The sequence below is a fragment of the Streptomyces sp. DSM 116795 genome (assembly GCF_055792905.1).
Window position 1 is genome coordinate 6,736,978 of record NZ_CM147707.1, and the last position, 25,276, is coordinate 6,762,253.

Sequence of the window (25,276 nt, forward strand, 5' to 3'; positions counted from 1 at the left end):
GCCCTCCCTCCTGCTCCGATGCCGTCGTTTATGCGGTACGAACCGGGCCCGGCGGCGCGATAGGCTCGGGGTACAGCCGCCGCTGCCCGGGACGGGTGCCGGATGCGGTCCGCGAGCGAGCGCAGCCAGGAGCGGCGGCAGACCCCGTAGGACCCGAGGGAAGCGGTGCAGCGTGTCCGGTGGAGAGGTGGCCGGTCTCCTCGTGGCCGTCTTCTGGGCGATTCTGGTCTCGTTCCTCGCCGTGGTGCTGGTGAGGCTCGCGCAGACGCTCAAGGCGGCCACCAAGCTGGTGACGGGCGTGACGGAGCAGGCCGTGCCGCTCCTGGGAGAGGCGTCCGCGACCGTGCGCTCCGCCCAGACGCAGCTGGACCGGGTGGACGCGATCGCCTCCGACGTCCAGGAGGTCACCTCCAACGCCTCGGCACTCTCCTCGACCGTCTCCACCACATTCGGTGGGCCGCTGGTGAAGGTCGCGTCCTTCGGCTATGGCGTACGGCGCGCGCTGAGGCGGAAGAAGGACGTACCGGCACAGCAGACGCCGCCACCCGTCGTCGTGAGCCGCACCCTGCCGGGTGCCCGGCGCGGCGGGCGCGGGCGCATGCGAGGGAAGGGCTGATCCGCAGATGTTCCGCCGAGCCTTCTGGTTCACCACCGGCGCCGCAGCCGGCGTGTGGGCCACCGCCAAAGTGCAGCGCAAGCTGCGCTCCCTCGCCCCCGACGCGCTGGCCGTCCGTGCGGCAGGCAAGGCCGTCGACACGGGCCACCGCCTCAAGGACTTCGCCCTGGACGTGAAGGCCGGAATGGCCCAGCGGGAGGGCGAGTTGAACGACGCTCTGGGGCTCGACGCCCCACCGCCCGACCAGGCGGGCGGCCCGGGCCTCCCCGCCCAGACCCGCAGACCGCAACTGGGCTCTGCACACCACCGGCAGGGCCCCGACCGACCGTACGACCGAAACGAGGACCACTGATGGAGTCGGCTGAAATCCGCCGCCGCTGGCTGCGCTTCTTCGAGGAGCGGGGGCACACCGTCGTGCCGTCGGCGTCGCTGATCGCGGACGACCCGACGCTGCTGCTCGTCAACGCGGGCATGGTCCCCTTCAAGCCGTACTTCCTGGGCGAGGTCAAGGCGCCGTACGACCGCGCCACCAGCGTGCAGAAGTGCGTGCGTACGCCGGACATCGAAGAGGTCGGCAAGACCACCCGGCACGGCACGTTCTTCCAGATGTGCGGCAACTTCTCGTTCGGCGACTACTTCAAGGAAGGCGCCGCGAAGCTCGCCTGGGAGCTGATGACCACACCGCAGGACGACGGGGGTTACGGGCTCGACCCGGAGCGGCTGTGGATCACCGTCTACGAGGAGGACGACGAGGCGGAGCGCATCTGGCGCGACGTCGTCGGCGTCCCCGCCGAGCGCATCCAGCGCCTGGACAAGGAGGAGAACTACTGGGACATGGGCGTCCCCGGCCCCTGCGGTCCCTGCTCGGAGGTCAACTACGACCGAGGTCCCGAGTTCGGCCCCGAGGGCGGCCCCGCGGTCAACGACGAGCGCTACGTCGAGCTGTGGAACCTGGTGTTCATGCAGTACGAGCGCGGTCCCGGTCAGGGCAAGGACTACCCGATCATCGGCGACCTGCCCAGCCAGAACATCGACACGGGCCTCGGCTTCGAGCGCCTGGCGATGATCCTGCAGGGCGTGCACAACATGTACGAGATCGACACCTCGCGCATGGTGCTCGACAAGGCCACCGAACTGACCGGTGTGCGCTACGGCGACGCCGAGCACACCGACGTCTCGCTGCGCGTGGTCGCCGACCACATCCGCACCGCCGTCATGCTCATCGGCGACGGCGTCACCCCCGGCAACGAGGGCCGCGGCTACGTGCTTCGCCGCATCATGCGCCGTGCCATCCGCAACATGCGCATCCTCGGCGCGAGCGGTCCGACCGTCGCCGAACTGACGGACACCGTCATCAAGGCCATGGCTCCGCAGTATCCGGAGCTCGAAACCGACCGCAAGCGCATCGAGACCGTCGCCCTCGCCGAAGAGGCGGCCTTCCTCAAGACGCTGCGTTCGGGCACCAACATCCTGGACACCGCCGTCAGCGAGACCCAGGCCGTCGGCAGCACGGTCCTGGCCGGTGAGAAGGCCTTCCTGCTGCACGACACCTGGGGTTTCCCCATCGACCTCACGCTGGAGATGGCCGCCGAACAGGGCCTCTCCGTCGACGAGGCGGGCTTCCGGCGGCTGATGCAGGAGCAGCGCGACCGCGCGAAGGCCGACGCGAGGTCCAAGAAGCAGGGCCACGCCGACCTCTCCGCGTACCGCGAGATCGCGGACGGCAGCGGCGCCACCGACTTCACCGGCTACAAGCACACCGGTGACGAGGCCTCCGTCGTCGGCCTGCTCGTCGACGGCGTCTCCTCGCCCGCCGCCCACGAGGGCGACGAGGTCGAAGTCGTCCTCGACCGCACGCCCTTCTACGCCGAGGGTGGCGGACAGCTCGCCGACACCGGACGCATCCGGCTGGAGAACGGCGCGGTGGTCGAGGTCCGGGACGTGCAGCAGCCCGTCACGGGCGTCTCGGTGCACAAGGGCGTGGTCCAGGTCGGAGAGGTGACCGTCGGCGCTTCCGCGCACGCTCAGATCGACGTGGACCGGCGCCGCTCCATCGCCCGCGCCCACAGCGCGACGCACCTCACCCACCAGGCCCTTCGCGACGCTCTGGGCCCGACCGCCGCCCAGGCCGGTTCGGAGAACTCGCCCGGCCGCTTCCGCTTCGACTTCGGGTCGCCTTCGGCAGTGCCGGGCGCCGTCCTCACGGACGTCGAGCAGAAGATCAACGAGGTGCTGGCCCGCGAACTCGACGTGTCCGCCGAGTACATGGGCATCGACGACGCCAAGAAGCAGGGCGCGCTCGCCGAGTTCGGTGAGAAGTACGGCGAACGGGTACGCGTGGTGACCATCGGCGACTTCTCCAAGGAGCTGTGCGGCGGCACCCACGTCCACAACACCGCCCAGCTCGGCCTCGTCAAGCTGCTGGGCGAGGCCTCCATCGGCTCCGGCGTGCGGCGCGTGGAGGCTCTCGTCGGAGTCGACGCCTACAAGTTCCTCGCCCGCGAGCACACCGTGGTCTCCCAGCTCACGGACCTTCTCAAGGGCCGCCCCGAGGAGCTGCCCGAGAGGATCTCCTCGATGGTGACCCGGCTGAAGGACGCCGAGAAGGAGATCGAGCGCTTCCGCGCCGAGAAGGTGCTGCAGGCCGCCGCCGGCATCGCCCAGGGCGCGACGGACGTACGGGGCGTGGCCCTGGCCGCCGCGCGCGTGCCGGACGGCACCGCCGCGGAGGACCTGCGCACCCTCGTGCTCGACGTCCGCCAGCGCATCCCGGGCTCACGTCCCGCCGTCGTCGCGCTGTTCGCCGTCACGGGGGGCCGGCCGCTGACCGTCATCGCCACGAACGACGCCGCACGCGACCGTGGCCTCAAGGCCGGTGACCTGGTGCGCGGCGCCGCAAAGACGCTCGGCGGCGGGGGCGGCGGCAAGCCCGACGTCGCCCAGGGCGGCGGCCAGAACGCCGGCGCCGTGGACGACGCCATCGCCACAGTCGAACGGCTCGTGACAGAGAGCGCCGGCGCCTGATGCGCCGTGGCCGCCGTCTCGCCGTCGACGTCGGCGACGCCCGCATCGGCGTCGCGAGCAGTGACCCCGACGGGCTGCTGGCGACACCGGTCGAGACGGTGCCGGGGCGCGATCTGCCCGCGGCGCAGCGGCGGTTGGCGGCGCTCGTCACCGAGTACGAACCGATCGAGGTCGTGGCCGGCCTGCCCCGTTCGCTCAAGGGCAGCGAGGGGCCGGCCGCGGCCAAGGTCCGTTCGTTCGCGGAGGAGCTGGCGAGGAAGATCACACCGGTGCCGGTTCGGCTCGTGGACGAGCGTATGAGTACAGTCACGGCTGCACAGGACATGCGTGCGTCCGGCGTGAACTCGAAGAAGGGCCGCTCCCGCATCGATCAGGCTGCGGCGGTGGTGATTCTGCAGAACGCCCTGGAGACTGAGCGGATGTCAGGCAGCCCACCCGGGGAATGCGTCGAAGTGGTTGTCTGATCGCGATACGGTAACGTTCCCGCGACACGCGCAACCGCTGGAGGGGGCCGGCAAGCTCACCGTGCCGCGGGTGTCCTGCCTGTTGCGTTCAGCAGACGGCTGCCGTCCGGCGGATCTAGGGGACCGATGACTGAGTATGGCCGGGGGCAGAGCCTCCCACCTTGGCATCCCGACGACCCTCTCTTCGGGGACACGTGGGACGGTGGGAGAGACACCTCATACCCGGGCGACGGCGATCCCTACGCCGGCCAGTACGCCGACCCGTACAGCACCGGCCAGCATCAGGTGCCGCACCAGCAGGGCTACTACGGCCAGCAGCCACAGCAGCAGTACTACGGGCAGGGTGGCTACGACGGCGGCGGAGCAGGCGGACCCTACGACGCCGGACACGGCGTGGGGGCCACGAACCCGCACGGCATGCCCGCCGTCAACGGCCCCTACGACACCGGCGCCCAGCCCGGCTACTACGCCGCACAGCAGGGCCATCCGCAGCAGCAACAGCAGCCACCGCAGGGCCAGGGCTATCCGGGACCGGGGCCGTACGGGCAGCAGGGTGCGGACGGCTATCTCGCACCGCACCCCGGCGCGCCGGGCGGGCCGGGCGGTCCCGCCGGTAGGCCCGACGCCGACCCCGAGACCGGCTGGGACCCGGGGCCCGACCAGGGCGAGCACGCCTTCTTCGCGGACCGCGACGACGAGGACGGCGACTTCGACCACGAGGACGACGACGGGCGTTCGAAGCGGTCCGGCCGCCGCGGCGGCGAGACCAAGAAGCGCCGGGGCGGTTGCGCCTGCCTGGCCGTCTCGCTGCTCCTCGCGGGAGGCCTCGGCACTGCGGGCTACTTCGGATACGACTTCTACAAGACCTACTTCGCGCCCGCTCCCGACTACTCGGGCAAGGGCTCGGGGCAGGCCCAGGTGAACATCCCCGACGGCGCCTCGATCGCCGACATGGGCGACGAGCTGCAGCAGGCCGGAGTGGTCAAGAGCGCCGGTGCCTTCGTCGAGGCGGCACAGGCGGAGAAGAAGTCGAGCGGCATCCAGCCCGGCACGTACAGCCTCCGCAAGAAGATGTCCGGTGCCGCGGCCGTGAACCTGATGCTCGACCCGGCCAGCCAGAACGGGCTGATCATCTCCGAGGGCCTGCGCGCGAAGAAGGTCTACGAGCTGGTCGACGAGAAGCTCGGCAAACCGAAGGGCACCACGGAGAAGACCGCCAAGAAGGCCCGTGCCGCCGACCTTGGCCTGCCGGGCTTCGCCAAGGGCAATCCGGAAGGCTTCCTCTTCCCCTCCCGCTACAGCGTCGGCGAGGAGAGCGACCCACTGGACGTCCTGCGGGACATGATCGGACGGGCCAAGGCCGAGCACACCAAAGTCGATCTGGCGGGCGAGGCGAAGAAGGTCGGCAAGTCGCCCGAGGAGATACTCACCATCGCCTCGCTCATCCAGGCGGAGGCCCAGCAGGACGAGGAGTTCGGCAGGGTCTCCCGGGTCATCTACAACCGGCTCGAAAAGAACATACTGCTGCAGTTCGACTCGACCATCAATTACGCCAAGGGCCGCTCGTCGTTGGAGACTTCCGTCGAGGACACCAGGTTCAAGTCGCCCTACAACACCTATCTCAACCGCGGTCTGCCGCCCGCCCCCATCGACAACCCCGGGCACCAGGCGATCGAGGCGGCGCTCAAGCCGGCCAAGGGCAACTGGATCTACTTCGTCACCGTCAAGCCGGGCGACACGCGGTTCACCGCCAGCAAGGCCGAACACGACCGCAACGTCCAGGACTTCAACAAGGAACAGCGCAAGAAGAAGGAGAACGGCGGCTGATGCACCCGCACCACCCCGTACGGCCGGCGCCCGCCGCGTCCCCGGCCGTACGGAGGGCCGCCGTCCTCGGCTCGCCCGTCGCCCACTCCCTCTCACCGGTGCTGCACCGCGCGGCGTACGGGCAACTGGGCCTGGAGGGCTGGACGTACGAGCGGTACGAGGTGGACGAGGACGGCCTCGGCTCCTTCCTCGGCGGTACCGACGAGCAGTGGGCGGGCCTCTCGCTGACGATGCCGCTCAAGCGCGCGGTGATCCCGCTGCTGGACGAGGTCAGCGCCACCGCGGAATCCGTCGGGGCGGCCAACACCGTTGTCTTCAAAGGCGGAAGACGCATCGGGTACAACACCGACATTCCCGGCATGGTGACGGCTCTGCGGGAGCGCGGGACTGTGCGCGTCGAGCACGCCGCGGTCCTCGGCGCGGGCGCCACCGCCTCGTCGGCGCTGGCCGCGCTCGCGCAGATCTGCGACGGGGACGTGACTGCCTACGTACGCAGTGCGGAGCGGGCCGCCGAGATGCGCGGCTGGGGGGACCGCCTCGGGGTGAGGGTCCGGACCGCCGCCTGGACGGACGCGGCGGACGCGCTCACTGCGCCGCTCGTCATCGCCACCACGCCTGCCGGTGCCGCCGACGAGCTCGCCGACCGCGTGCCCGCCAGGCCCGGCACGCTCTTCGACGTCCTCTACGACCCCTGGCCGACCCGGCTCGCGGCGGCATGGGCGGAGCGGGGCGGCACCGTCGTCTCAGGGCTCGACCTGCTCGTGCACCAGGCCGTGCCGCAGGTCGAGCTGATGACGGGGCGCGCTCCCGCTCCGCTGGCCGCGATGCGCGCCGCGGGCGAGGCGGCGCTGCACGCCCGTACGGCCTGACCGGAGGGCTCCGGTCCGAGCGCGCGCACGGGCCCGGGAGCTCCGCGGCGCCCGCCCGGCCGCCACGCGGCGTCCGGCCACTGGACCGCGGCGGGCTCCGGCCGGCGCCCGTGGGAAGATCGGGGCAGGCCCACAGGGACCGGAGCAAGGACCGCACCCGTGCCCAGGCACGAGATCGAGGAGCACCGTTGAGCAGGTTGCGCTGGCTGACCGCGGGGGAGTCGCACGGCCCCGCACTGGTGGCGACGCTGGAAGGGCTGCCTTCCGGCGTCCCGGTCACCACTGACATGGTGGCCGACGCACTGGCACGGCGGCGGCTCGGTTACGGGCGCGGGGCCCGGATGAAGTTCGAGCGGGACGAGATCACCTTCATCGGCGGCGTACGGCACGGGCTCACCCTCGGCTCGCCCGTCGCGATCATGGTGGGCAACACGGAGTGGCCCAAGTGGGAGCAGGTGATGGCCGCCGACCCCGTCGACGAGGAGGTGCTGGCCGGCCTCGCGCGGAACGCACCGCTGACGCGGCCGCGCCCGGGTCACGCCGACCTCGCGGGCATGCAGAAGTACGGCTTCGACGAGGCGCGCCCCGTGCTGGAGCGGGCCTCGGCGCGGGAGACGGCGGCCCGTGTGGCGCTCGGCACCGTCGCCGGCTCGTACCTGAAGGAGACCGCCGGGATCGAGATCGTCTCCCACGTCGTCGAGCTCGGCGCGGCCAAGGCCCCCTACGGCCTTGTCCCCCAGCCTGCCGACGTGGAGCGGCTGGACGCCGACCCGGTGCGCTGCCTGGACGCCGACGCGAGCAAGGCGATGGTCGCGGAGATCGACCAGGCCCACCAGGACGGCGACACCCTCGGCGGAGTGGTCGAGGTGGCCGCGCACGGGGTGCCGGTCGGGCTGGGCTCGCACGTCCACTGGGACCGGCGGCTGGATTCCCGGCTCGCGGGAGCCCTCATGGGAATTCAGGCGATCAAGGGCGTCGAGCTGGGCGACGGCTTCGGGCTGGCGCGGGTGCCGGGCTCCAAGGCGCACGACGAGATCGTCCCGACGGACGAGGGGATCCGGCGCAGCTCCGGCCGCTCGGGCGGTACGGAGGGCGGGCTCTCCACCGGTGAACTCCTGCGCGTACGGGCCGCGATGAAGCCGATCGCGACGGTGCCGCGGGCGCTGGCGACCGTCGATGTGCAGACCGGCGAGGAGACCCGCGCGCACCACCAGCGCTCCGACGTGTGCGCCGTTCCCGCCGCCGGAATCGTGGCGGAGGCGATGGTCGCGCTCGTACTGGCGGACGCCGTGGCGGAGAAGTTCGGCGGTGACAGCGTCACCGAGACCCGCCGCAACGTGACCGGCTTCCTCGACAGCCTGGAGATCAAGTGACCGGGCCCGCCGTCATCCTCGTCGGCCCGATGGGCGTCGGAAAGACGACCGTCGGCGAACTCCTGGCCGAACGGCTGGGCACAGCCTGCCGCGACACCGACCAGGACATCGTCCGGGCCGCGGGCAAGCCGATCTCCGAGATCTTCCTCGACGACGGAGAGCCGCACTTCCGTGCCCTGGAGCGCGAAGCCGTACGTACGGCGCTGGCCGAGCACAACGGCGTGCTGGCGCTCGGCGGCGGCGCCGTCCTCGCGCCGGAGACCAGGCAGCTGCTGGAGGGGGCGCCCGTCGTCTTTCTCGACATGGATGTCGCCGAGGCCGTCAAGCGGGTCGGGCTCGACGCACCGCGGCCGCTGCTGATGATGAACCCGCGCAAGCAGTGGCGGGAGCTGATGGACGCACGCCGTCCTCTGTACACCGAGGTCGCCAGGGCAGTCGTCAGCACCGAGAACCGCACGCCCGACGAGGTCGTCGGCGAGATCCTCGACGTCCTGGAGCTGAAGCAGCAATGACCAGCGAGTCCCCCCAGATCCGCGTCACCGTCGGCGGAGCGGGCAACCCGCCCTACGACGTGCTCATCGGGCGCCAACTCCTCGGCGAACTCCCGGACTTGATCGGCCCCGCCGCCAAGCGCGTCGCCGTCCTGCACCCGGAGGCCCTGGCCGAGACCGGCGGGGTGCTTCGCGAGGACCTGGCCGCACAGGGGTACGAGGCCATCGCCGTGCAGCTGCCGAACGCCGAGGAGTCCAAGACCGCCGAGGTCGCGGCGTACTGCTGGAAGGCCCTCGGGCAGACGGGCTTCACACGCAGCGACGTCATCGTCGGCGTGGGCGGCGGCGCCACCACTGACGTCGCGGGCTTCGTGGCCGCGACCTGGTTGCGCGGTGTGCGCTGGATCGCGGTGCCGACGACGGTGCTGGGCATGGTGGACGCCGCCGTCGGCGGCAAGACCGGTATCAACACCGCCGAGGGCAAGAACCTGGTGGGCGCCTTCCACCAGCCCGCCGGGGTGCTGTGCGACCTCGCCGCGCTGGACTCGCTGAGCGTGCACGACTACGTCGGCGGCCTCGCCGAGATCATCAAGGCCGGCTTCATCGCGGACCCGGTCATCCTGGATCTGATCGAGGCCGACCCGGAGGCTGCGCGCGGCCCCGGCGGCCCGCACACCGCCGAACTGATCGAACGCTCCATCAGGGTCAAGGCGGAGGTCGTCTCCGCCGACCTGAAGGAGTCCGGTCTCCGCGAGATCCTCAACTACGGGCACACGCTGGCCCACGCCATCGAGAAGAACGAGCGCTACGAATGGCGGCACGGCGCCGCCGTCTCCGTCGGCATGGTCTTCGCGGCCGAGCTGGGCCGCATCGCGGGCCGGCTGGACGACGCCACGGCCGAACGGCACCGCGCCGTACTCGAGTCGGTGGGTCTGCCCGTCACCTACCGCGGCGACCAGTGGCCGAAGCTGCTGGAGACGATGCGCGTCGACAAGAAGTCCCGCGGGGACCTGCTGCGCTTCATCGTCCTCGACGGCCTTGCCAAGCCGTCCGTGCTGGAGGGGCCCGACCCGGCGATGCTGCTCGCCGCGCACGCGGAGATCGCCGCGTAGGCGGATCACGGGCGAGGGCAGCGAGGACGGCGACAGCAGCGAGGGCAGCGAACTCCCGCGGTGATTCCGGCCGCCGGGCACTCGCCGCTGCTCTTCGCCGTTCAACAGGGACAACCAGGGCAGTACCTTCCGGTACTGTCACACGAACGTGGCGCTGCGGGGGCAGCGTCGGCAGACGCGAGCGGAGTTGGGGAGCGGATGCAGCAGTACGGGGCGCAACAGCCCGTCCCTCCTCCGGAATCCGTACCGGGCAACCAGCAGGGCACGCGCCCCCCGCACAACGGACAGGCACCTCCGCAGCCGCCCGTACCTTCGCAGCCGGCGCCGCCGGCGCCGCCCGCACCGCCCGCGCCGCCCGCGCAGCCGCCGCAGCCTGCCTGGCCCGGCGCCCGCTCCCAGCATCCGCCGCAGCCTCACGTCCCGCCGCCCGCGCAGCCCCAGGGACGCCCGTCCGTGCCCGCCCAGCCGCCGGCACCCGCACCACCGCCGCCCGTACCGCCGGCACCCGCTCCCGGTGCGCCGCCGCCGGTGCCCCCGGCGCCCGCGCAGCAGCCCGGTCAGGGATACCCGGGCGACCCGGAAGTCCATCCCACCGAATCCACCGGTCATCTGCAGCTCTCGCGCGGAGCTCCCGTCGAGATCCCGACCCCGGACGCCGACCCGGCGCAGCTCGACGCCACCCGGGCTGCCGTCGCCGTACTGCTGATCGGCCCCGCGGGCGCGGGCAAGACCACCGTGGCCCGCTACTGGGCCGACCGCCGTGCCGTGCCCACGTCCCACATCAGCCTCGACGACGTACGTGAATGGGTGCGCTCGGGCTTCGCCGATCCGCAGAGCGGCTGGAACGACCACTCCGAGGCGCAGTACCGGCTGGCACGCCGCACCTGCGGCTTCGCCGCCCGTAACTTCCTGGCCAACGGCATCTCCTGCATCCTCGACGACGCCGTCTTCCCCGACCGCCCCGTGGTCGGGCTCGGCGGCTGGAAGCGTCACGTCGGCCCCGGCATGATCCCGGTCGTGCTGCTGCCGGGGCTGGAGATCGTGCTGGAGCGCAACGCGGCCCGCAGCGGCAACCGGCGCCTCAGCGACGAAGAGGTCGCCCAGATACACGGCCGCATGGCCGGCTGGTACGGCTCGGGCCTGCCCATCATCGACAACTCCCGCCAGGACGTGGCGACCACGGCCCGGATGCTCGACGACGTCGTGGCCCGCAGCCTGGCCAGCCCTCCGCGCTGGTGAGACCCCGCCGGCCCGGTCGCCGACCTCGCAGGTTCCGCCCCCGCGGGGCGCGGGCCCGCGTTGCGGCCTCCGCGCCCCGTCGCCCGCACGGCCCCGCACGGACTGCCGCCCCGCCGGGCTCTCCGTAAGGTCGAAACATGTCCGAGGTCCATGTGGCTCGCCGCGCCCTGCTCCGTGAGCGCTGTGCCGCGACTGCGGTGAAGGACGGTCCGCCCGACGCGGTGCTGGTCACGCGGCCCGCCAACATCCGCTATCTGACCGGCCGTCCGTCGCACGGGGCGGCGCTGCTGATCGGCCCCGACGGCACCGACACCCTGCTCGGCCCGGCCTCCGCCGACAGCCCGGACCACCACACCGGCAGCCGTCCCGACGACGAGCTGCGCACCGACCGCCTCTCCAACTCCGAGGGCGACACCGCCGTGGCCGCCGCCGATCTGGCCGCGACGGCCGGTGCTCGCCTGCTCGCCGTCGAGGAGCACCATCTGACCGTTGCCAGGTACCGCGCCATGGCTTCGGTCGCCGCGTCACTCCGCCTCACGGGTCTCTCCGGCCCTGTCGAGGCCCAGCGCGTCATCAAGGACGAGGAGGAGATCTCCGCCCTGCGCATCGCGGCGGAGATCACCGATCAGGCGCTGGGCGAGCTGCTGGAGTCGATCCTCGTCGGACGCACCGAACGGCACCTGGCCCTGGAGCTGGAGCGCAGACTGATCGACCACGGCGCGGAAGGCTCAGCCTTTCCCACGTGCGTGGCGACGGGACGCAACTCCGGCCTGGCCCGGCACCGTCCCACCGACCGGCGGGTGGAGGAGGGCGACTTCCTCTCCGTGCGCCTGGGCGCCCAATACCACGGCTACCGCTGCCAGATCGGCCGTACATTCGTGATCGGGACCGCTCCCGAGGACTGGCAGGTGGAGCTCTACGACCTCGTCTTCGCCGCCCAGAGGGCCGGACGGGAGGCCCTGACACCCGGTATGGCCTGCAGCGACGTCGACCGTGCCACGCGCCAGGTGCTGAAGGGCGCCGGGCATGCCGAGGCACTCGGCTCCTCGACGGGTCACGGGGTGGGACTGGAAATCGGTGAGGACCCTCGGCTGTCACCTGGGGCCATGGGTAAACTGGACGCTTGTGTGCCGGTCACCATCGAGCCCGGGGTCCATCTGCCGGGCCAGGGCGGTGTCCGGATCGATGACACGCTCGTCGTCCGCCCCGCGGCGGACGGCGGACCCGAGCTACTCACCATCACGACCAAAGAGCTGCTCGCTCTCTAGCCCCTGACGGGTGACGGGAGCCGTGGCGGCCCTCTGGTCTCCGCAGCAGCAGTCTCAGGAGATTCCGCAACCGTGGCATCCACGAACGACCTCAAGAACGGCATGGTGCTCAAGCTCGAAGGCGGCCAGCTCTGGTCCGTCGTCGAGTTCCAGCACGTCAAGCCCGGCAAGGGGCCCGCCTTTGTCCGTACGAAACTGAAGAACGTCATGTCCGGCAAGACCGTCGACAAGACGTTCAACGCGGGCACCAAGGTCGATACGGCCACCGTGGACCGACGCGGGATGCAGTTCTCGTACAAGGACGGCGAGTACTTCGTCTTCATGGACATGGAGACCTACGACCAGCTCCACGTGACCCCCGAGATCGTCGGCGACACCGCCAACTACCTGATGGAGGGCTTCGAGGCGACGGTCGCGATGTACCAGGGCGAGGCGCTCTTCGTCGAGCTGCCCGCCGCGGTCGAGCTGGTCATCGAGCACACCGAGCCCGGTGTCCAGGGCGACCGCTCCACCGGCGGCTCCAAGCCCGCCCGCCTGGAGACGGGTTACGAGGTCGGCGTGCCGCTGTTCATCACCACCGGCGAGAAGATCAAGGTCGACACCCGTTCCGGCGAGTACCTCGGCCGGGTGAACGGCTAACCGTGGCAGCCCGGAACAAGGCCCGTAAGCGTGCCTTCCAGATCATCTTCGAGGCTGACCAGCGGGACAGCACCCCCACGGCCGTCATGCAGGACTGGATCCGTCACGCCGGGACTGACGAGCGGCAGCCGCCCGTCAGCGAATACACGATGCAGCTCATCGAGGGCTACGCGCAGAATGCCGAGCGGATCGACGAGCTGATCTCCACCTACTCCGTGGGCTGGACGCTGGACCGGATGCCGGCCGTGGACCGCTGCATCCTGCGGCTGGCGGCGTACGAGCTGATCTGGTCCGAGGACGTCCCCGAAGCGGTCGTCATAGACGAGGCTCTGGACATCGCGCGGGAGTTCTCCACGGATGAGTCACCGCCCTTCATCAACGGCCTGCTCGGCCGTCTGAAGGACCTGAAGCCGACACTTCGCCGCTGACGGGGGCCGCGGAAGCGGTCCCCGTTCCGCCACCGGTCCGGCCACCCGGTTCTGGCTGTCATGCATCCTTGCGAATCGGTGCGGAGCAGTTCGGCCAATCGTGTGAGCGGGGCATCCCGCACCGGGTCCCGATCACTTTCCGTGGTGATCCGCTCACGAAATCGAGTGTCGTGGACCGAAGGCGATCACAAAAAACCGCTGCCGGTGGAACGCCCGCACAGGGCGCACCACCGGCAGCGGCATGTTCCGGCTCGGCCGGCCTTCAGGCCGTCAGGCGTCTTCGTGGGCGACCGCGCGGCGCGCGTCCGCGTCGAGGACGCCCCAGCTGATGAGCTGCTCCGTCAGCACCGAGGGGGACTGGTCGTAGATGACGGCGAGCGTGCGAAGGTCGTCCTGACGGATCGAGAGGACCTTGCCGTTGTAGTCGCCGCGCTGGGACTGGATGGTGGCCGCATACCGCTGGAGCGGGCCCGCCTTCTCCGCAGGCACATGGGCCAGGCGCTCCAGGTCGAGCACGAGCTTGGGCGGCGGCTCCGCGGCGCCTCCAGGAGTGGTGCCCGGCAGGAGCTCCTGCACCGGAACACCGTAGAAGTCGGCCAGCTCGGCGAGACGCTGAACGGTGACGGCACGGTCCCCGCGCTCGTAGGAACCGACCACGACCGCCTTCCAGCGGCCTTGGGACTTCTCCTCGACCCCGTGGAGGGAGAGCCCCTGCTGGGTGCGGATGGCACGGAGCTTCGCTCCGAGCTGCTTGGCGTATTCGCTGGACATATCGCTCCCCGCGGACGAGAAAGTGGTAACTCACTGTGAGGTTACGCAGCGTAATGTCTGCCGTCAAGCCGAACGCCGATCAGCTTTGCGAGGTAGAGCGGAATTGAAAGCTCCGGTCTGCGTCCGAACGCTTCTCCGAATGATTCCGGCCTCGGTGCAGGCGGTCTCCGGCCCCCTGGTACCGTTGCGCTGACAGTTCAGACGTCCTTTAAGGCCCGTCCCGTGAGGCGGGGAAGGAGGTCCTCTTCGCATGGACACCAGCAGGTCTGCCGACGACGGCAGCAGGGGAACGGCCACCGGCCGCCCCGTACTCGAGGCGCAGGACATCGCCCGCGTCCTCACCCGCATCGCCCACGAGATCGTCGAACGCGCCAAGGGCGCCGACGACGTGGTGCTTCTCGGAATTCCCACCCGCGGCGTCTTCCTGGCCCGGCGCCTGGCGGCCAAGCTCGCGGAGGTCACCGGCAGGCCGGTCCCGCACGGGTCGCTCGACATCACCATGTACCGCGACGACCTGCGGCTCGGCCCGGCCCGCGCGCTGGCCCGTACGGACATTCCGACCGACGGCGTCGACGGGCGGCTGGTGGTCCTCGTCGACGACGTGCTCTTCTCCGGCCGCACCATCCGTGCCGCTCTGGACGCTCTCGGTGACATCGGGCGCCCTCGTGCGGTCCAGCTCGCCGTGCTCGTCGACCGCGGCCACCGCGAACTCCCGATCCGTGCCGACTACGTCGGAAGAACCTGCCGACCTCCCTGCGCGAGGCGGTCAGGGTCCAGCTCACGGAGGAGGACGGCCGCGACGGGGTGCTCCTCGGGTCCGCCCCCGCGGGCGTGGACCGGCAGCACAGCACCGGACAGCAGGCCGAAGCACACGTGGAGCGTTAGCCCGTCCGGGGGAATCCGGGCTCCGGTGCACCTCACGGCTGTACGGCCGCACCGCGACGCGCCCCCGAGCCACCGGATACCTCACCGCATCCGTCCCTCACCGATCCCGCCCCCGTGCAGCTCCGCGCGACGGCCCGCCACGACTGCGCCGCGCTCCGCACAGGTCCGCCCCTCTGCCTCCGCCCGCACCCGACAGCCGCCCCGAACCGCCACGCCCGCGGACAACCGACCCACGGAAGGCAACAGATGAAGCGTCACCTCATCTCGGCCGCCGATCTCTCACGCGACGACGCCGTGCTCGTCCTCGACACCGCCGAGGAGATGGCCCGGGTCGCGGACCGGCCGATCAAGAAACTGCCGACTCTGCGCGGCCGCACCGTCGTCAATCTCTTCTTCGAGGACTCGACGCGCACCCGGATCTCGTTCGAGGCCGCCGCCAAGCGCCTCTCCGCGGACGTCATCAACTTCTCAGCCAAGGGCTCCTCGGTCTCCAAGGGCGAATCGCTGAAGGACACCGCGCTCACCCTGGAGGCCATGGGCGCCGACGCCGTCGTCATCCGTCACCACGGCTCCGGGGCGCCGCACCGCCTGGCCACCTCCGGCTGGATCGGCGGCTCCGTCGTCAATGCAGGGGACGGCACCCACGAACACCCCACGCAGGCGCTCCTGGACGCCTTCACCATGCGGCGACGGCTCGCGGGCGGCGAGGGCGACCTGTCAGGCCGCCGCATCACGATCGTCGGCGACGTGCTGCACAGCCGTGTCGCCCGCTCCAACGTCCACTTGCTCAGCACGCTCGGGGCCGAGGTGACCCTGGTGGCGCCGCCCACGCTGGTGCCCGTCGGGGTCGGCAGCTGGCCGTGCGAGGTCAGCTACGACCTGGACTCCGTCATCGCCAAGTCCGACGCCGTGATGATGCTGCGGGTGCAGCGGGAGCGCATGAACGCGGCCTTCTTCCCGACCGAGCGCGAGTACGCACGCCGCTACGGACTGGACGGGCAGCGGATGGCGCGGATGCCGGAGCACTCCGTCGTGATGCACCCCGGCCCGATGAACCGGGGTATGGAGATCACCGCCGAGGTCGCCGACTCGCCCCGCTGCACCGCCGTCGAGCAGGTCACCAACGGTGTGAGCATCCGGATGGCCGTGCTGTACCTGCTGCTGGGAGGCGCCGAACCGGCCGTCTCCGGCGCACCCTCCGTCCACACGGAAGCCGCCCGCACCGAGGAGAACGACTGACCATGGCAGGCAAGAACAGCATCACCGGCACCGAAGCCGCCGACGGCACGACCGGCAAGACGCTTCTCCGCGGCGCGCGGCTGCTCGGCGGCCCGCCTCAGGACGTACTGATCGACGGGCAGACGATCGCCGGGACCGGCAGCGGCCTCACCGCCGCCGGCGCGCACGTGATCGAGGCCGACGGCCGGATCCTGCTCCCCGGCCTCGTCGATCTGCACACACACCTGCGCGAGCCCGGGCGCGAGGACTCCGAGACCGTGCTCACCGGGACCATGGCGGCGGCGAAGGGCGGCTTCACCGCGGTGCACGCCATGGCCAACACCTTCCCGGTCGCCGACACCGCCGGCGTCGTCGAACAGGTGTGGCGCCTGGGCCGCGAGTCCGGCTACTGCGACGTGCAGCCCGTCGGCGCCGTCACCGTCGGCCTGGAGGGCAAGCAGCTCGCCGAACTTGGGGCCATGCACGACTCCGCGGCGGGCGTGCGGGTCTTCTCCGACGACGGCAAGTGCGTGGACGACGCCGTGATCATGCGCCGGGCACTGGAGTACGTGAAGGCCTTCGACGGCGTCGTCGCCCAGCACGCCCAGGAGCCCCGGCTGACCGAGGGCGCGCAGATGAACGAGGGCACCGTCTCCGGCGAACTCGGCCTGGGCGGCTGGCCTGCCGTCGCCGAGGAGTCGGTCATCGCACGCGACGTGCTGCTCGCCGCCCACGTCGGCTCACGCGTGCACATCTGCCACCTGTCCACGGCGGGCTCGGTGGAGCTGGTGCGGTGGGCCAAGTCCAAGGGGTGGAAGGTCACCGCCGAGGTCACCCCGCACCATCTGCTGCTGACCGACGAGCTCGTACGCTCCTACGACCCCGTCTACAAGGTGAACCCGCCGCTGCGCACCGAGGCCGACGTACGGGCGCTGCGCGAGGCGCTCGCCGACGGCACCATCGACTGCGTCGCCACCGACCACGCGCCGCATCCTCACGAGGACAAGGACTGCGAATGGGGCGCCGCAGCCATGGGGATGGTCGGCCTGGAGACGGCGCTTCCGGTGCTGCAGCAGACGATGGTCGATACGGGTCTGCTGGACTGGGCGGGCCTCGCCGAGCGGATGTCGTACCGCCCCGCCGCCATCGGCCGGCTGCACGGCCAGGGCCGTCCCGTCGCCGCCGGTGAACCCGCGAACCTGCTGCTCATCGACCCCGACTACCGTGGGACGGTGGACCCCGCGGGCTTCGCCTCCCGCAGCCGCAACACCCCCTACGAGGGCCGTGAACTGCCGGGACGCGTCACGCACACCTGGCTGCGGGGACGGGCAACACTCGTCGACGGGAAACTGGCGTGATCTCACAATCTCTCGCATCGCCGGGCGCAGACCTGGCCGCCGGCCTGGCCCGGGGCCCGGCCGCCGCGCTGGCGGCCGAGCCGAGGTCGCAGGAGGTCACCGACTGGGCGGCGCGCATCGGCTGGGTCGTCGGGCTGCTGCTCTTCGTCGCACTGCTGTACTGGCTGATGCGGCAGGGCTGGAAGTGGCGCGGCACCCTCCAGGGCGATCTGCCCGAACCGTCCACGCCGCCCGCGCCGGAGAAGACCGGCGATGTCCTGCTGCACGCGGACGGGCGCTACCACGGCTCCACCACGGCCGGGCAGTGGCTGGACCGGATCGTCGCGCACGGCCTGGGCACCCGCAGCCGCGCCGAACTCACGCTGACGGAAACGGGCGTCCATGTCGTACGGCCCGGAGCGAAGGACTTCCTCATCCCGGCCCGGCAGCTGCGCGGCGCCCGCCTGGACAAGGGCATCGCCGGCAAGGTCCTCACCGAGGGCGGGCTGCTGGTGATCACCTGGCAGCTCGGCGACCGGCGCATCGATTCCGGCTTCCGCTTCGACCGCGCACACGGGCACGCGGCCTGGGCGGAGCGGCTCGAAGCACTCGCATCCGGCGACAGCGGCGTCGCCGGCCCGCACCAACAGCCCGTGGCGACCCCTGAGAGGGACACATGATGACGAGCACCGACCGGCCGGCCGCCGGGAGTCCGGCCGTACTCGTTCTGGAGGACGGCCGCAGCTTCCGCGGACGCGCGTACGGCGCGGTGGGGGAGACCTTCGGGGAAGCCGTCTTCAACACCGGGATGACGGGATACCAGGAGACCCTCACCGACCCCTCCTACCACCGTCAGGTGGTCGTGATGACCGCCCCGCACATCGGCAACACCGGCGTCAACGACGAGGATCCGGAGTCCGGGCGCATCTGGGTCGCCGGATACGTCGTACGCGACCCGGCCCGCAGGCCCTCCAACTGGCGCTCCGTGCGCACCCTTGACGAGGAGCTGACCGCGCAGGGCGTCGTCGGCATCAGCGGCGTCGACACCCGCGCTCTCACGCGGCACCTGCGCGAGCGGGGCGCGATGCGCGCCGGGATCTTCTCCGGGGACGCCGTCTCGTCCGACGTGGCGGGGCTGCTGGAACGGGTGCGTTCCGCTCCGGCGATGACGGGCGCCGACCTGTGCGGCGAGGTGGCGACGCGGGAGGCATACGTGGTGCCGGCGCACGGCACAAAACGTTTCACCGTCGCCGCCGTCGACCTCGGGATCAAGGGCATGACGCCGCACCGCATGGCCGAGCGCGGCATAGAGGTCCATGTGCTGCCGGCGGACGCGAGCGCGGAGGACATCTACGCGGTCGAACCGGACGGCGTGTTCTTCTCCAACGGGCCCGGCGATCCCGCCACGGCCGAACACCCCGTCGCCCTGATGCGCGCGGTGCTGGAGCGCGGCACGCCGCTGTTCGGCATCTGCTTCGGCAACCAGATCCTCGGACGCGCCCTGGGCTTCGGCACGTTCAAGCTCAAGTACGGGCACCGAGGGGTCAACCAGCCCGTCCAGGACCGGGTCACCGGAAAGGTCGAAGTCACCGCGCACAACCACGGGTTCGCGGTCGACGCGCCGCTGGGGACGGTCTCCGACACCCCGTACGGACGCGCCGAGGTCTCCCACGTCTGCCTCAACGACGACGTGGTGGAAGGGCTGCGGCTGCTGGACCGGCCCGCCTTCAGCGTCCAGTACCACCCCGAGGCGGCGGCCGGACCGCACGACGCCGCCTACCTCTTCGACCGCTTCACCGCGCTCATGGACGAGCAGCGCCAGCACAGCAGCACCAACCCGCACTTGGAGGACCGGCGTGCCTAAGCGCACCGACATCGAGTCCGTTCTGGTGATCGGCTCGGGCCCGATCGTGATCGGTCAGGCGGCCGAGTTCGACTACTCCGGCACGCAGGCCTGCCGGGTGCTGAAGTCGGAAGGGCTGCGGGTGATCCTCGTCAACTCCAACCCGGCGACGATCATGACCGATCCGGAGATCGCGGATGCGACGTACGTCGAGCCGATCACACCGGAGTTCGTCGAGAAGATCATCGCGAAGGAGCGCCCCGACGCGCTGCTGCCGACCCTGGGCGGCCAGACCGCGCTCAACACGGCGATCTCGCTGGACGAGGCGGGAACGCTGGCCGAGTACGGCGTGGAGCTGATCGGCGCGAACGTCGAGGCCATCAACAAGGGCGAGGACCGCGACCAGTTCAAGGAGGTCGTCGAGGCGGTGCGCGAGCGCACCGGCCACGGGGAGTCCGCCCGTTCAGTCATCTGCCACTCCATGGACGAGGTGCTTGCCGGGGTCGAGGGCCTGGGCGGCTACCCCGTCGTCGTACGGCCGTCGTTCACGATGGGCGGCGCGGGCTCCGGCTTCGCGCACAACGAGGAGGAACTGCGGCGCATCGCCGGGCAGGGGCTGGCGCTCTCCCCGACGAGCGAGGTGCTGCTGGAGGAGTCGATCCTCGGGTGGAAGGAGTACGAGCTGGAGCTGATGCGCGACAAGCACGACAACGTCGTGGTCGTCTGCTCCATCGAGAACTTCGACCCGATGGGCGTGCACACCGGTGACTCCATCACCGTGGCACCGGCGATGACACTCACCGACCGGGAGTACCAGATTCTCCGGGACATCGGCATCGCCGTGATCCGCGAGGTCGGTGTCGACACCGGCGGCTGCAACATCCAGTTCGCCGTCGACCCGTCCGACGGGCGGGTCGTCGTGATCGAGATGAACCCACGGGTCTCGCGCTCCTCGGCGCTCGCCTCCAAGGCCACCGGATTCCCCATCGCCAAGATCGCGGCGAAACTGGCGGTGGGCTACACGCTCGACGAGATTCCCAACGACATCACGGAGCAGACTCCCGCCTCGTTCGAGCCGACGCTGGACTACGTGGTGGTCAAGGCGCCGCGGTTCGCCTTCGAGAAGTTCACGGGCGCGGACGACACCCTCACCACCACGATGAAGTCGGTGGGCGAGGCGATGGCCATCGGCCGCAACTTCCCCGAGGCGCTGAACAAGGCGCTGCGCTCACTGGAGAAGAAGGGCAGCCAGTTCGACTTCACCTCCCCGGTGGGGGAGAAGAGCGCGCTGCTGAGGCAGGCCGCCCGCCCCACCGACGGGCGGATCAACACCGTGATGGACGCTATCCGTGCCGGGGCGACGCAGGAGGAGATCTTCGCCGCCACGAAGATCGACCCCTGGTTCACCGACCAGCTCTTCCTGATCCACGAGGTCGCCGAGGAGCTCGCCGAGGCACGGGAGTTGAGCCCCGCGCTGCTGTCCGGCGCCAAGCGGCACGGCTTCTCGGACGCCCAGATCGCGGCCGTACGGTCCCTGCGCGAGGACGTCGTGCGCGAGGTGCGGCACGCGCTGGGCATCCGTCCCGTCTACAAGACGGTCGACACCTGCGCCGCCGAATTCGCCGCCCGAACGCCCTACTTCTACTCCTCCTACGACGAGGAGAACGAGGTCGCACCACGCGAGAAGCCAGCCGTGATCATCCTCGGCTCCGGTCCCAACCGCATCGGCCAGGGCATCGAGTTCGACTACTCCTGCGTGCACGCCTCCTTCGCGCTGGGTGCTGCGCCGACTCCTGAGGGCGGCTACGAGACCGTCATGGTCAACTGCAATCCGGAGACGGTCTCCACCGACTACGACACCTCCGACCGGCTCTACTTCGAGCCGCTCACTCTGGAGGACGTGCTGGAGATCGTCCACGCCGAGCAGGCCGCCGGGCCTGTCGCGGGCGTACTCGTCCAGCTCGGCGGCCAGACGCCGCTGGGCCTGGCTCAGGCGCTGAAGGACAACGGCGTGCCGGTCGTGGGCACTTCGCCCGAGGCGATCAATCTCGCGGAGGAGCGCGGGGCCTTCGGCCGGGTGCTGGAGGAGGCGGGGCTGCCGGCGCCCAAGTACGGCACGGCGTACTCCTTCGACCAGGCGCGGGAGATCGCCTCCGGCATCAACTACCCGGTGATGGTGCGTCCTTCGTACGTGCTCGGCGGACGCGGCATGGAGATCGTCTACGACGAGGCAGCGCTCGCCGCCTACTTGGAGCGCCATGCCGGCCTGATCTCCGAACACCCCGTGCTCATCGACCGGTTCCTCGACGATGCCATCGAGATCGACGTCGACGCGCTGTACGACGGCCACGAGCTCTACCTCGGGGGCGTCATGGAGCACATCGAGGAGGCCGGTATCCACTCCGGCGACTCCGCCTGCGCGCTGCCGCCCATCACCCTCGGCGGGCACGACATCAAGCGCCTGCGCGCCTCGACGGAGGCCATCGCCCGCGGCGTGGGCGTGCGCGGGCTGATCAACATCCAGTTCGCGATGGCCGGGGACATCCTCTACGTACTGGAGGCCAACCCCCGCGCCTCCCGCACCGTCCCCTTCACCTCCAAGGCCACGGCGGTTCCACTGGCCAAGGCCGCGGCCCGCATCTCACTGGGCGCCACCGTCCCGGAGCTGCGCGCCGAGGGCATGCTGCCGGCCACCGGTGACGGCGGCGATCTGCCGCTGGACGCGCCGATCTCCGTCAAGGAGGCCGTGCTGCCCTGGACCCGCTTCCGCGACGTGCAGGGCCGGGGCGTGGACACCGTCCTCGGACCGGAGATGCGCTCCACCGGCGAAGTCATGGGCATCGACGCGGTCTTCGGCACCTCCTACGCCAAGTCCCAGGCGGCTGCGTACGGTGCGCTGCCCACCAAGGGCCGCGCTTTCGTCTCCGTCGCCAACCGCGACAAGCGGTCGTTGATCTTCCCGGCGCGTGAACTCGCCGCCATGGGCTTCGAGTTGATGGCCACGTCCGGTACGGCGGAAGTCCTCAGGCGCAACGGCATCAACGCCGCCGTCGTACGCAAGCACAGCCAGGGGCCCGGCCCGGACGGCGAGCCCACCATCGTCCAGCTGATCCACGACGGGCACATCGACCTCATCGTCAACACCCCCTGGGGCACGGGCGGGCGCCTGGACGGATACGACATCCGCACCGCCGCCGTCGCCCGCGCCGTCCCCTGCCTCACCACCGTCCAGGCGCTCGCCGCGGCGGTGCAGGGCATCGAGGCGATGGCGCGCGGCGAGGTCGGGGTCCGCTCGCTCCAGGACCATGCGGACCACCTCACGGCGGCCCGCGGGTCAGGCTGACCCGCCGGTCCGGCCGGACCGCGCGGTCAGAGCGACCGACTGCCCGGCCGGGCCGGACTCCCCGTCCCGTCCCCGAGCCCTCCCGATCCCCGATCCCCGATCCCCGCCTATCCCCGCCGACCCCACCGCCCGTACGCACACGAAGGCCCGGCCCGCCATGTACTCCCTGCTCTTCAAGACCGTGTTCGCGCGGATGGACCCGGAGAAGGCCCACCGGGTGGCCTTCGCCTTGATCCGTCTCGCCGCACGGCTGCCGGTGGTGCGCGGTCTGCTCGCCGCCCGCTTCGCTCCGCGCCACGAGGAGCTGAGGGTGCACGCCCTGGGACGCAGCATGCCGGGGCCCTTCGGGCTCGCCGCCGGCTTCGACAAGAACGCCGAGGGCGTCGACGGACTGGCGATGCTGGGCTTCGACCACATCGAGGTCGGCACCGTCACCGGACGGGCGCAGCCCGGCAATCCGCGCAAGCGGCTGTTCAGGCTCGTGCCGGACCGTGCCCTGATCAACCGCATGGGGTTCAACAACGACGGCTCTGCCGCGGTCGCCGCCCGGCTCGCGGCCCGTGCCGGCCGCCGCGGCGGCACCGGCGGATCCGGCGGCAACGGCGGGCCGGTGGTCGGCGTCAACATCGGCAAGACCAAGGCGGTTCCGGAGGAGGAGGCCGCCGCCGACTACGTCACCTCCGCGCGGCGGCTCGCCGCGCACGCCGACTACCTCGTCGTCAACGTCTCCTCGCCCAACACCCCCGGTCTGCGCGCCCTCCAGGCCACCGAGTCGCTCCGCCCGCTGCTCGCCGCCGTACGGGAGGCCGCCGACGAGGCCGTCCCCGGGCGCCGCGTGCCGCTCCTGGTGAAGATCGCGCCCGACCTCGCGGACGAGGACGTCGACGCCGTCGCAGACCTGGCAGTCGAGCTCGGACTCGACGGAATCATCGCCACGAACACCACCGTCGCCCGCGAGGGCCTCGCCCTGACCTCCGGCCCGTCGGCCACCGCGGAGACCGGCGGCCTCTCCGGCGCCCCGCTCCAGTCCAGGTCGCTGGAGGTGCTGCGGCGCCTGTACGCGCGGGTCGGCGGCCGCGTCACCCTCGTCGGCGTCGGCGGGATCAGCACGGCCGAGGACGTGTGGCAGCGCATCCTCGCCGGTGCCACGCTCGTACAGGGCTACAGCGCCTTCGTCTACGAGGGCCCCGGCTGGCCGCGGAAACTGCACGAGGGACTGGCGGCGCGGCTCGCGGCCAGCCCGTACGACACTCTCGCCGAGGCAGTCGGCGCCGGACACAGGAAGGCCGAAGCCGCATGATCCCGGCGGACCCGAACACCGCGGACCCGAATACCGCGGACCCGAGCACCGCGAACCCCCGGAGCGCGGTCCGCCGGAAGCCATTCGGCGCCCGGCTCCGCCGCGCGATGGACGAACGGGGCCCGCTCTGCGTCGGCATCGACCCGCACGCCGCTCTGCTCGCCGAATGGGGGCTCGGCGACGACATCGCCGGCCTCGAACGCTTCACGCGCACGGTCGTGGAGGCGCTTGCGGACCGGGTCGCCGTGCTCAAGCCCCAGTCCGCCTTCTTCGAACGGTTCGGATCCCGCGGCGTCGCCGTCCTGGAACGTGCCGTCGCCGAGTCCCGGGACGCGGGGGCCTTGGTCGTCATGGATGCCAAGCGCGGTGACATCGGATCGACCATGGCCGCCTACGCCGACGCCTTCCTCGACCCGTCCTCCCCTCTCTTCTCCGACGCGCTGACCGTCAGCCCGTATCTGGGCTTCGGCTCGCTGCGTCCGGCACTCGACCGTGCCCGTGCGGCGGGGTGCGGGCTCTTCGTGCTCGCCCTGACCTCCAACCCGGAGGGAGCCGAGGTGCAGCACGCGGTACGGGGCGACGGCCGCACCGTCGCGGCCACCGTGCTGGAACACCTCGCGGCTGAGAACGCCGGCGAAGCCCCGCTCGGTTCTTTCGGCGCGGTCGTCGGAGCCACCCTCGGCGGCACGCTGGGCGAACTGGGCGTGGACCTCGACATGGGCGGAGCACTGCTCGCCCCCGGTATCGGGGCCCAGGGCGCCACCGCCGGCGATCTGCCGGGGGTCTTCGGCGCGGCGGTGGGCAACGTCCTGCCGAGCATCAGCAGGGGAGTGCTGCGGCACGGGCCGTCGTCCGCGGCGCTGCGCGAGGCGGCAGCCCGCGAAGCCGGTCTCATGGCCGAAGCGGTCGCGTGAAGCCGTGCGACCCCACCGAGCCCTGCGAGCTACACGGAGCGGGGAACCGTACCGGCCGGCCGGTGTGAATCCGCCCGCCTGAAGCGGCCGTCACACGCCCCGGGTGCCCCTTCACAACTCCGCTTCTCCGGCTGCCCCGTACCCGCGCCGTACCTGCGGAGATGCGGTATCCGAACGCCGACGCCCGTGAAAAAACGCGCAGTTGGGCAAAAAACTGGGACGTTTTGTCCCTGTATGCACCGATCGGCTGGAGTCTGACCAGGACTTTTCCGCAGTTCTCGCTGACTCAGGCGCTGTCGCCCGCTAGTCTCCGTC

21 protein-coding genes and 1 pseudogene are annotated in these 25,276 nt (G+C 71.2%); 21 read left to right on the forward strand and 1 reads right to left on the reverse strand.

All coding sequences use genetic code 11. The features are described from left to right. The first annotated feature begins 172 nt into the window (after positions 1–172). The 13 genes from ACSMXX_RS29205 to nusB all read left to right on the forward strand — a co-directional run bounded on the left by ACSMXX_RS29205 (position 173) and on the right by nusB (position 13,350). On the forward strand, positions 173–616 hold the full coding sequence (locus ACSMXX_RS29205; RefSeq protein ID WP_473181655.1) for a DUF948 domain-containing protein: 444 nt from the start codon (positions 173–175) through the stop codon (positions 614–616). A 7-nt stretch (positions 617–623) separates the two neighbouring features. After that, complete coding sequence (locus tag ACSMXX_RS29210) at positions 624–968, forward strand: DUF6167 family protein (RefSeq protein ID WP_473181656.1); 345 nt, start codon at positions 624–626, stop codon at positions 966–968. After that, positions 968–3,640, forward strand: coding sequence for an alanine--tRNA ligase (alaS, locus tag ACSMXX_RS29215; protein WP_473181657.1), 2,673 nt, complete (start codon positions 968–970; stop codon positions 3,638–3,640). Before ACSMXX_RS29210 ends, alaS begins: the two co-directional genes overlap by 1 nt. Then, entirely contained in the window at positions 3,640–4,104 is a 465-nt protein-coding gene (gene ruvX / locus ACSMXX_RS29220) for a Holliday junction resolvase RuvX (RefSeq protein ID WP_473181658.1), read from the forward strand. Before alaS ends, ruvX begins: the two co-directional genes overlap by 1 nt. Before the next feature lie 126 nt (positions 4,105–4,230). Beyond that, positions 4,231–5,931 (forward strand): endolytic transglycosylase MltG, encoded by a 1,701-nt coding sequence (mltG, locus tag ACSMXX_RS29225; protein ID WP_473181659.1) that lies wholly within the window; start codon positions 4,231–4,233, stop codon positions 5,929–5,931. Continuing rightward, complete coding sequence (locus ACSMXX_RS29230; RefSeq protein WP_473181660.1) at positions 5,931–6,800, forward strand: shikimate dehydrogenase; 870 nt, start codon at positions 5,931–5,933, stop codon at positions 6,798–6,800. Before mltG ends, ACSMXX_RS29230 begins: the two co-directional genes overlap by 1 nt. Positions 6,801–6,988: 188 nt before the next feature. Then, the gene (gene aroC / locus ACSMXX_RS29235; protein ID WP_473181661.1) at positions 6,989–8,173 is read left to right on the forward strand and encodes a chorismate synthase; all 1,185 of its coding nucleotides are present in this window, start codon (positions 6,989–6,991) and stop codon (positions 8,171–8,173) included. Continuing rightward, positions 8,170–8,685 (forward strand): shikimate kinase, encoded by a 516-nt coding sequence (locus ACSMXX_RS29240; RefSeq protein WP_473181662.1) that lies wholly within the window; start codon positions 8,170–8,172, stop codon positions 8,683–8,685. The genes aroC and ACSMXX_RS29240 overlap by 4 nt, the downstream gene beginning before the upstream one ends. Continuing rightward, a complete protein-coding gene (gene aroB / locus ACSMXX_RS29245) occupies positions 8,682–9,776 on the forward strand; it encodes a 3-dehydroquinate synthase (RefSeq protein ID WP_473181663.1) in 1,095 nt (364 codons plus the stop codon). Before ACSMXX_RS29240 ends, aroB begins: the two co-directional genes overlap by 4 nt. A gap of 453 nt (positions 9,777–10,229) precedes the next feature. Beyond that, a complete protein-coding gene (locus ACSMXX_RS29250; protein ID WP_473181664.1) occupies positions 10,230–11,015 on the forward strand; it encodes an AAA family ATPase in 786 nt (261 codons plus the stop codon). Positions 11,016–11,152: 137 nt separating this feature from the next. After that, on the forward strand, positions 11,153–12,283 hold the full coding sequence (locus ACSMXX_RS29255) for an aminopeptidase P family protein (RefSeq protein WP_473181665.1): 1,131 nt from the start codon (positions 11,153–11,155) through the stop codon (positions 12,281–12,283). Positions 12,284–12,355: 72 nt separating this feature from the next. Then, positions 12,356–12,922 (forward strand): elongation factor P, encoded by a 567-nt coding sequence (gene efp / locus ACSMXX_RS29260; protein ID WP_070012634.1) that lies wholly within the window; start codon positions 12,356–12,358, stop codon positions 12,920–12,922. A 2-nt stretch (positions 12,923–12,924) separates the two neighbouring features. Then, entirely contained in the window at positions 12,925–13,350 is a 426-nt protein-coding gene (gene nusB / locus ACSMXX_RS29265) for a transcription antitermination factor NusB (protein ID WP_473181666.1), read from the forward strand. A 270-nt stretch (positions 13,351–13,620) separates the two neighbouring features. Here nusB and bldD read toward each other — a convergent pair whose 3' ends face one another. Next, the gene (gene bldD, locus ACSMXX_RS29270) at positions 13,621–14,121 is read right to left on the reverse strand and encodes a transcriptional regulator BldD (protein ID WP_028431622.1); all 501 of its coding nucleotides are present in this window, start codon (positions 14,119–14,121) and stop codon (positions 13,621–13,623) included. Between the two features lie 250 nt (positions 14,122–14,371). On the opposite strand from bldD, the pseudogene pyrR reads away from it, so the two are divergent. The 8 genes and pseudogenes from pyrR (at position 14,372) to pyrF (ending at position 24,961) form a co-directional block, all read left to right on the forward strand. Continuing rightward, positions 14,372–15,006: pseudogene (pyrR, locus tag ACSMXX_RS29275) on the forward strand (bifunctional pyr operon transcriptional regulator/uracil phosphoribosyltransferase PyrR). A 246-nt stretch (positions 15,007–15,252) separates the two neighbouring features. Next, on the forward strand, positions 15,253–16,245 hold the full coding sequence (locus tag ACSMXX_RS29280) for an aspartate carbamoyltransferase catalytic subunit (protein WP_473181667.1): 993 nt from the start codon (positions 15,253–15,255) through the stop codon (positions 16,243–16,245). A 2-nt stretch (positions 16,246–16,247) separates the two neighbouring features. Further along, positions 16,248–17,582, forward strand: coding sequence for a dihydroorotase (locus tag ACSMXX_RS29285; protein WP_473181668.1), 1,335 nt, complete (start codon positions 16,248–16,250; stop codon positions 17,580–17,582). 32 nt (positions 17,583–17,614) lie between these two features. Next, positions 17,615–18,241, forward strand: coding sequence for a PH-like domain-containing protein (locus tag ACSMXX_RS29290; protein WP_473185024.1), 627 nt, complete (start codon positions 17,615–17,617; stop codon positions 18,239–18,241). Next, entirely contained in the window at positions 18,241–19,425 is a 1,185-nt protein-coding gene (gene carA, locus ACSMXX_RS29295) for a glutamine-hydrolyzing carbamoyl-phosphate synthase small subunit (RefSeq protein WP_473185025.1), read from the forward strand. Before ACSMXX_RS29290 ends, carA begins: the two co-directional genes overlap by 1 nt. After that, the gene (gene carB / locus ACSMXX_RS29300) at positions 19,418–22,747 is read left to right on the forward strand and encodes a carbamoyl-phosphate synthase large subunit (RefSeq protein WP_473181669.1); all 3,330 of its coding nucleotides are present in this window, start codon (positions 19,418–19,420) and stop codon (positions 22,745–22,747) included. Before carA ends, carB begins: the two co-directional genes overlap by 8 nt. Before the next feature lie 157 nt (positions 22,748–22,904). Next, positions 22,905–24,047 carry a quinone-dependent dihydroorotate dehydrogenase gene (locus ACSMXX_RS29305; protein WP_473181670.1) on the forward strand — a complete coding sequence of 381 codons (1,143 nt, stop codon included), beginning with the start codon at positions 22,905–22,907 and terminating at the stop codon, positions 24,045–24,047. Next, positions 24,044–24,961 carry an orotidine-5'-phosphate decarboxylase gene (pyrF, locus tag ACSMXX_RS29310; RefSeq protein ID WP_473181671.1) on the forward strand — a complete coding sequence of 306 codons (918 nt, stop codon included), beginning with the start codon at positions 24,044–24,046 and terminating at the stop codon, positions 24,959–24,961. Before ACSMXX_RS29305 ends, pyrF begins: the two co-directional genes overlap by 4 nt. Positions 24,962–25,276: the final 315 nt, after the last annotated feature.

Excerpts from the sequence above, each read along its gene's own strand:
- ACSMXX_RS29210 (WP_473181656.1), top strand. The coding sequence starts at position 624 with ATGTTCCGCCGAGCCTTCTGGTTCACCACCGGCGCCGCAGCCGGCGTG.
- alaS (WP_473181657.1), top strand. The coding sequence starts at position 968 with ATGGAGTCGGCTGAAATCCGCCGCCGCTGGCTGCGCTTCTTCGAGGAG.
- ruvX (WP_473181658.1), top strand. The coding sequence starts at position 3,640 with ATGCGCCGTGGCCGCCGTCTCGCCGTCGACGTCGGCGACGCCCGCATC.
- mltG (WP_473181659.1), top strand. The coding sequence starts at position 4,231 with ATGACTGAGTATGGCCGGGGGCAGAGCCTCCCACCTTGGCATCCCGAC.
- ACSMXX_RS29230 (WP_473181660.1), top strand. The coding sequence starts at position 5,931 with ATGCACCCGCACCACCCCGTACGGCCGGCGCCCGCCGCGTCCCCGGCC.
- aroB (WP_473181663.1), top strand. The coding sequence starts at position 8,682 with ATGACCAGCGAGTCCCCCCAGATCCGCGTCACCGTCGGCGGAGCGGGC.
- ACSMXX_RS29255 (WP_473181665.1), top strand. The coding sequence starts at position 11,153 with ATGTCCGAGGTCCATGTGGCTCGCCGCGCCCTGCTCCGTGAGCGCTGT.
- bldD (WP_028431622.1), bottom strand. The coding sequence starts at position 14,121 with ATGTCCAGCGAATACGCCAAGCAGCTCGGAGCGAAGCTCCGTGCCATC.
- ACSMXX_RS29280 (WP_473181667.1), top strand. The coding sequence starts at position 15,253 with ATGAAGCGTCACCTCATCTCGGCCGCCGATCTCTCACGCGACGACGCC.
- ACSMXX_RS29285 (WP_473181668.1), top strand. The coding sequence starts at position 16,248 with ATGGCAGGCAAGAACAGCATCACCGGCACCGAAGCCGCCGACGGCACG.
- carA (WP_473185025.1), top strand. The coding sequence starts at position 18,241 with ATGACGAGCACCGACCGGCCGGCCGCCGGGAGTCCGGCCGTACTCGTT.
- ACSMXX_RS29305 (WP_473181670.1), top strand. The coding sequence starts at position 22,905 with ATGTACTCCCTGCTCTTCAAGACCGTGTTCGCGCGGATGGACCCGGAG.
- pyrF (WP_473181671.1), top strand. The coding sequence starts at position 24,044 with ATGATCCCGGCGGACCCGAACACCGCGGACCCGAATACCGCGGACCCG.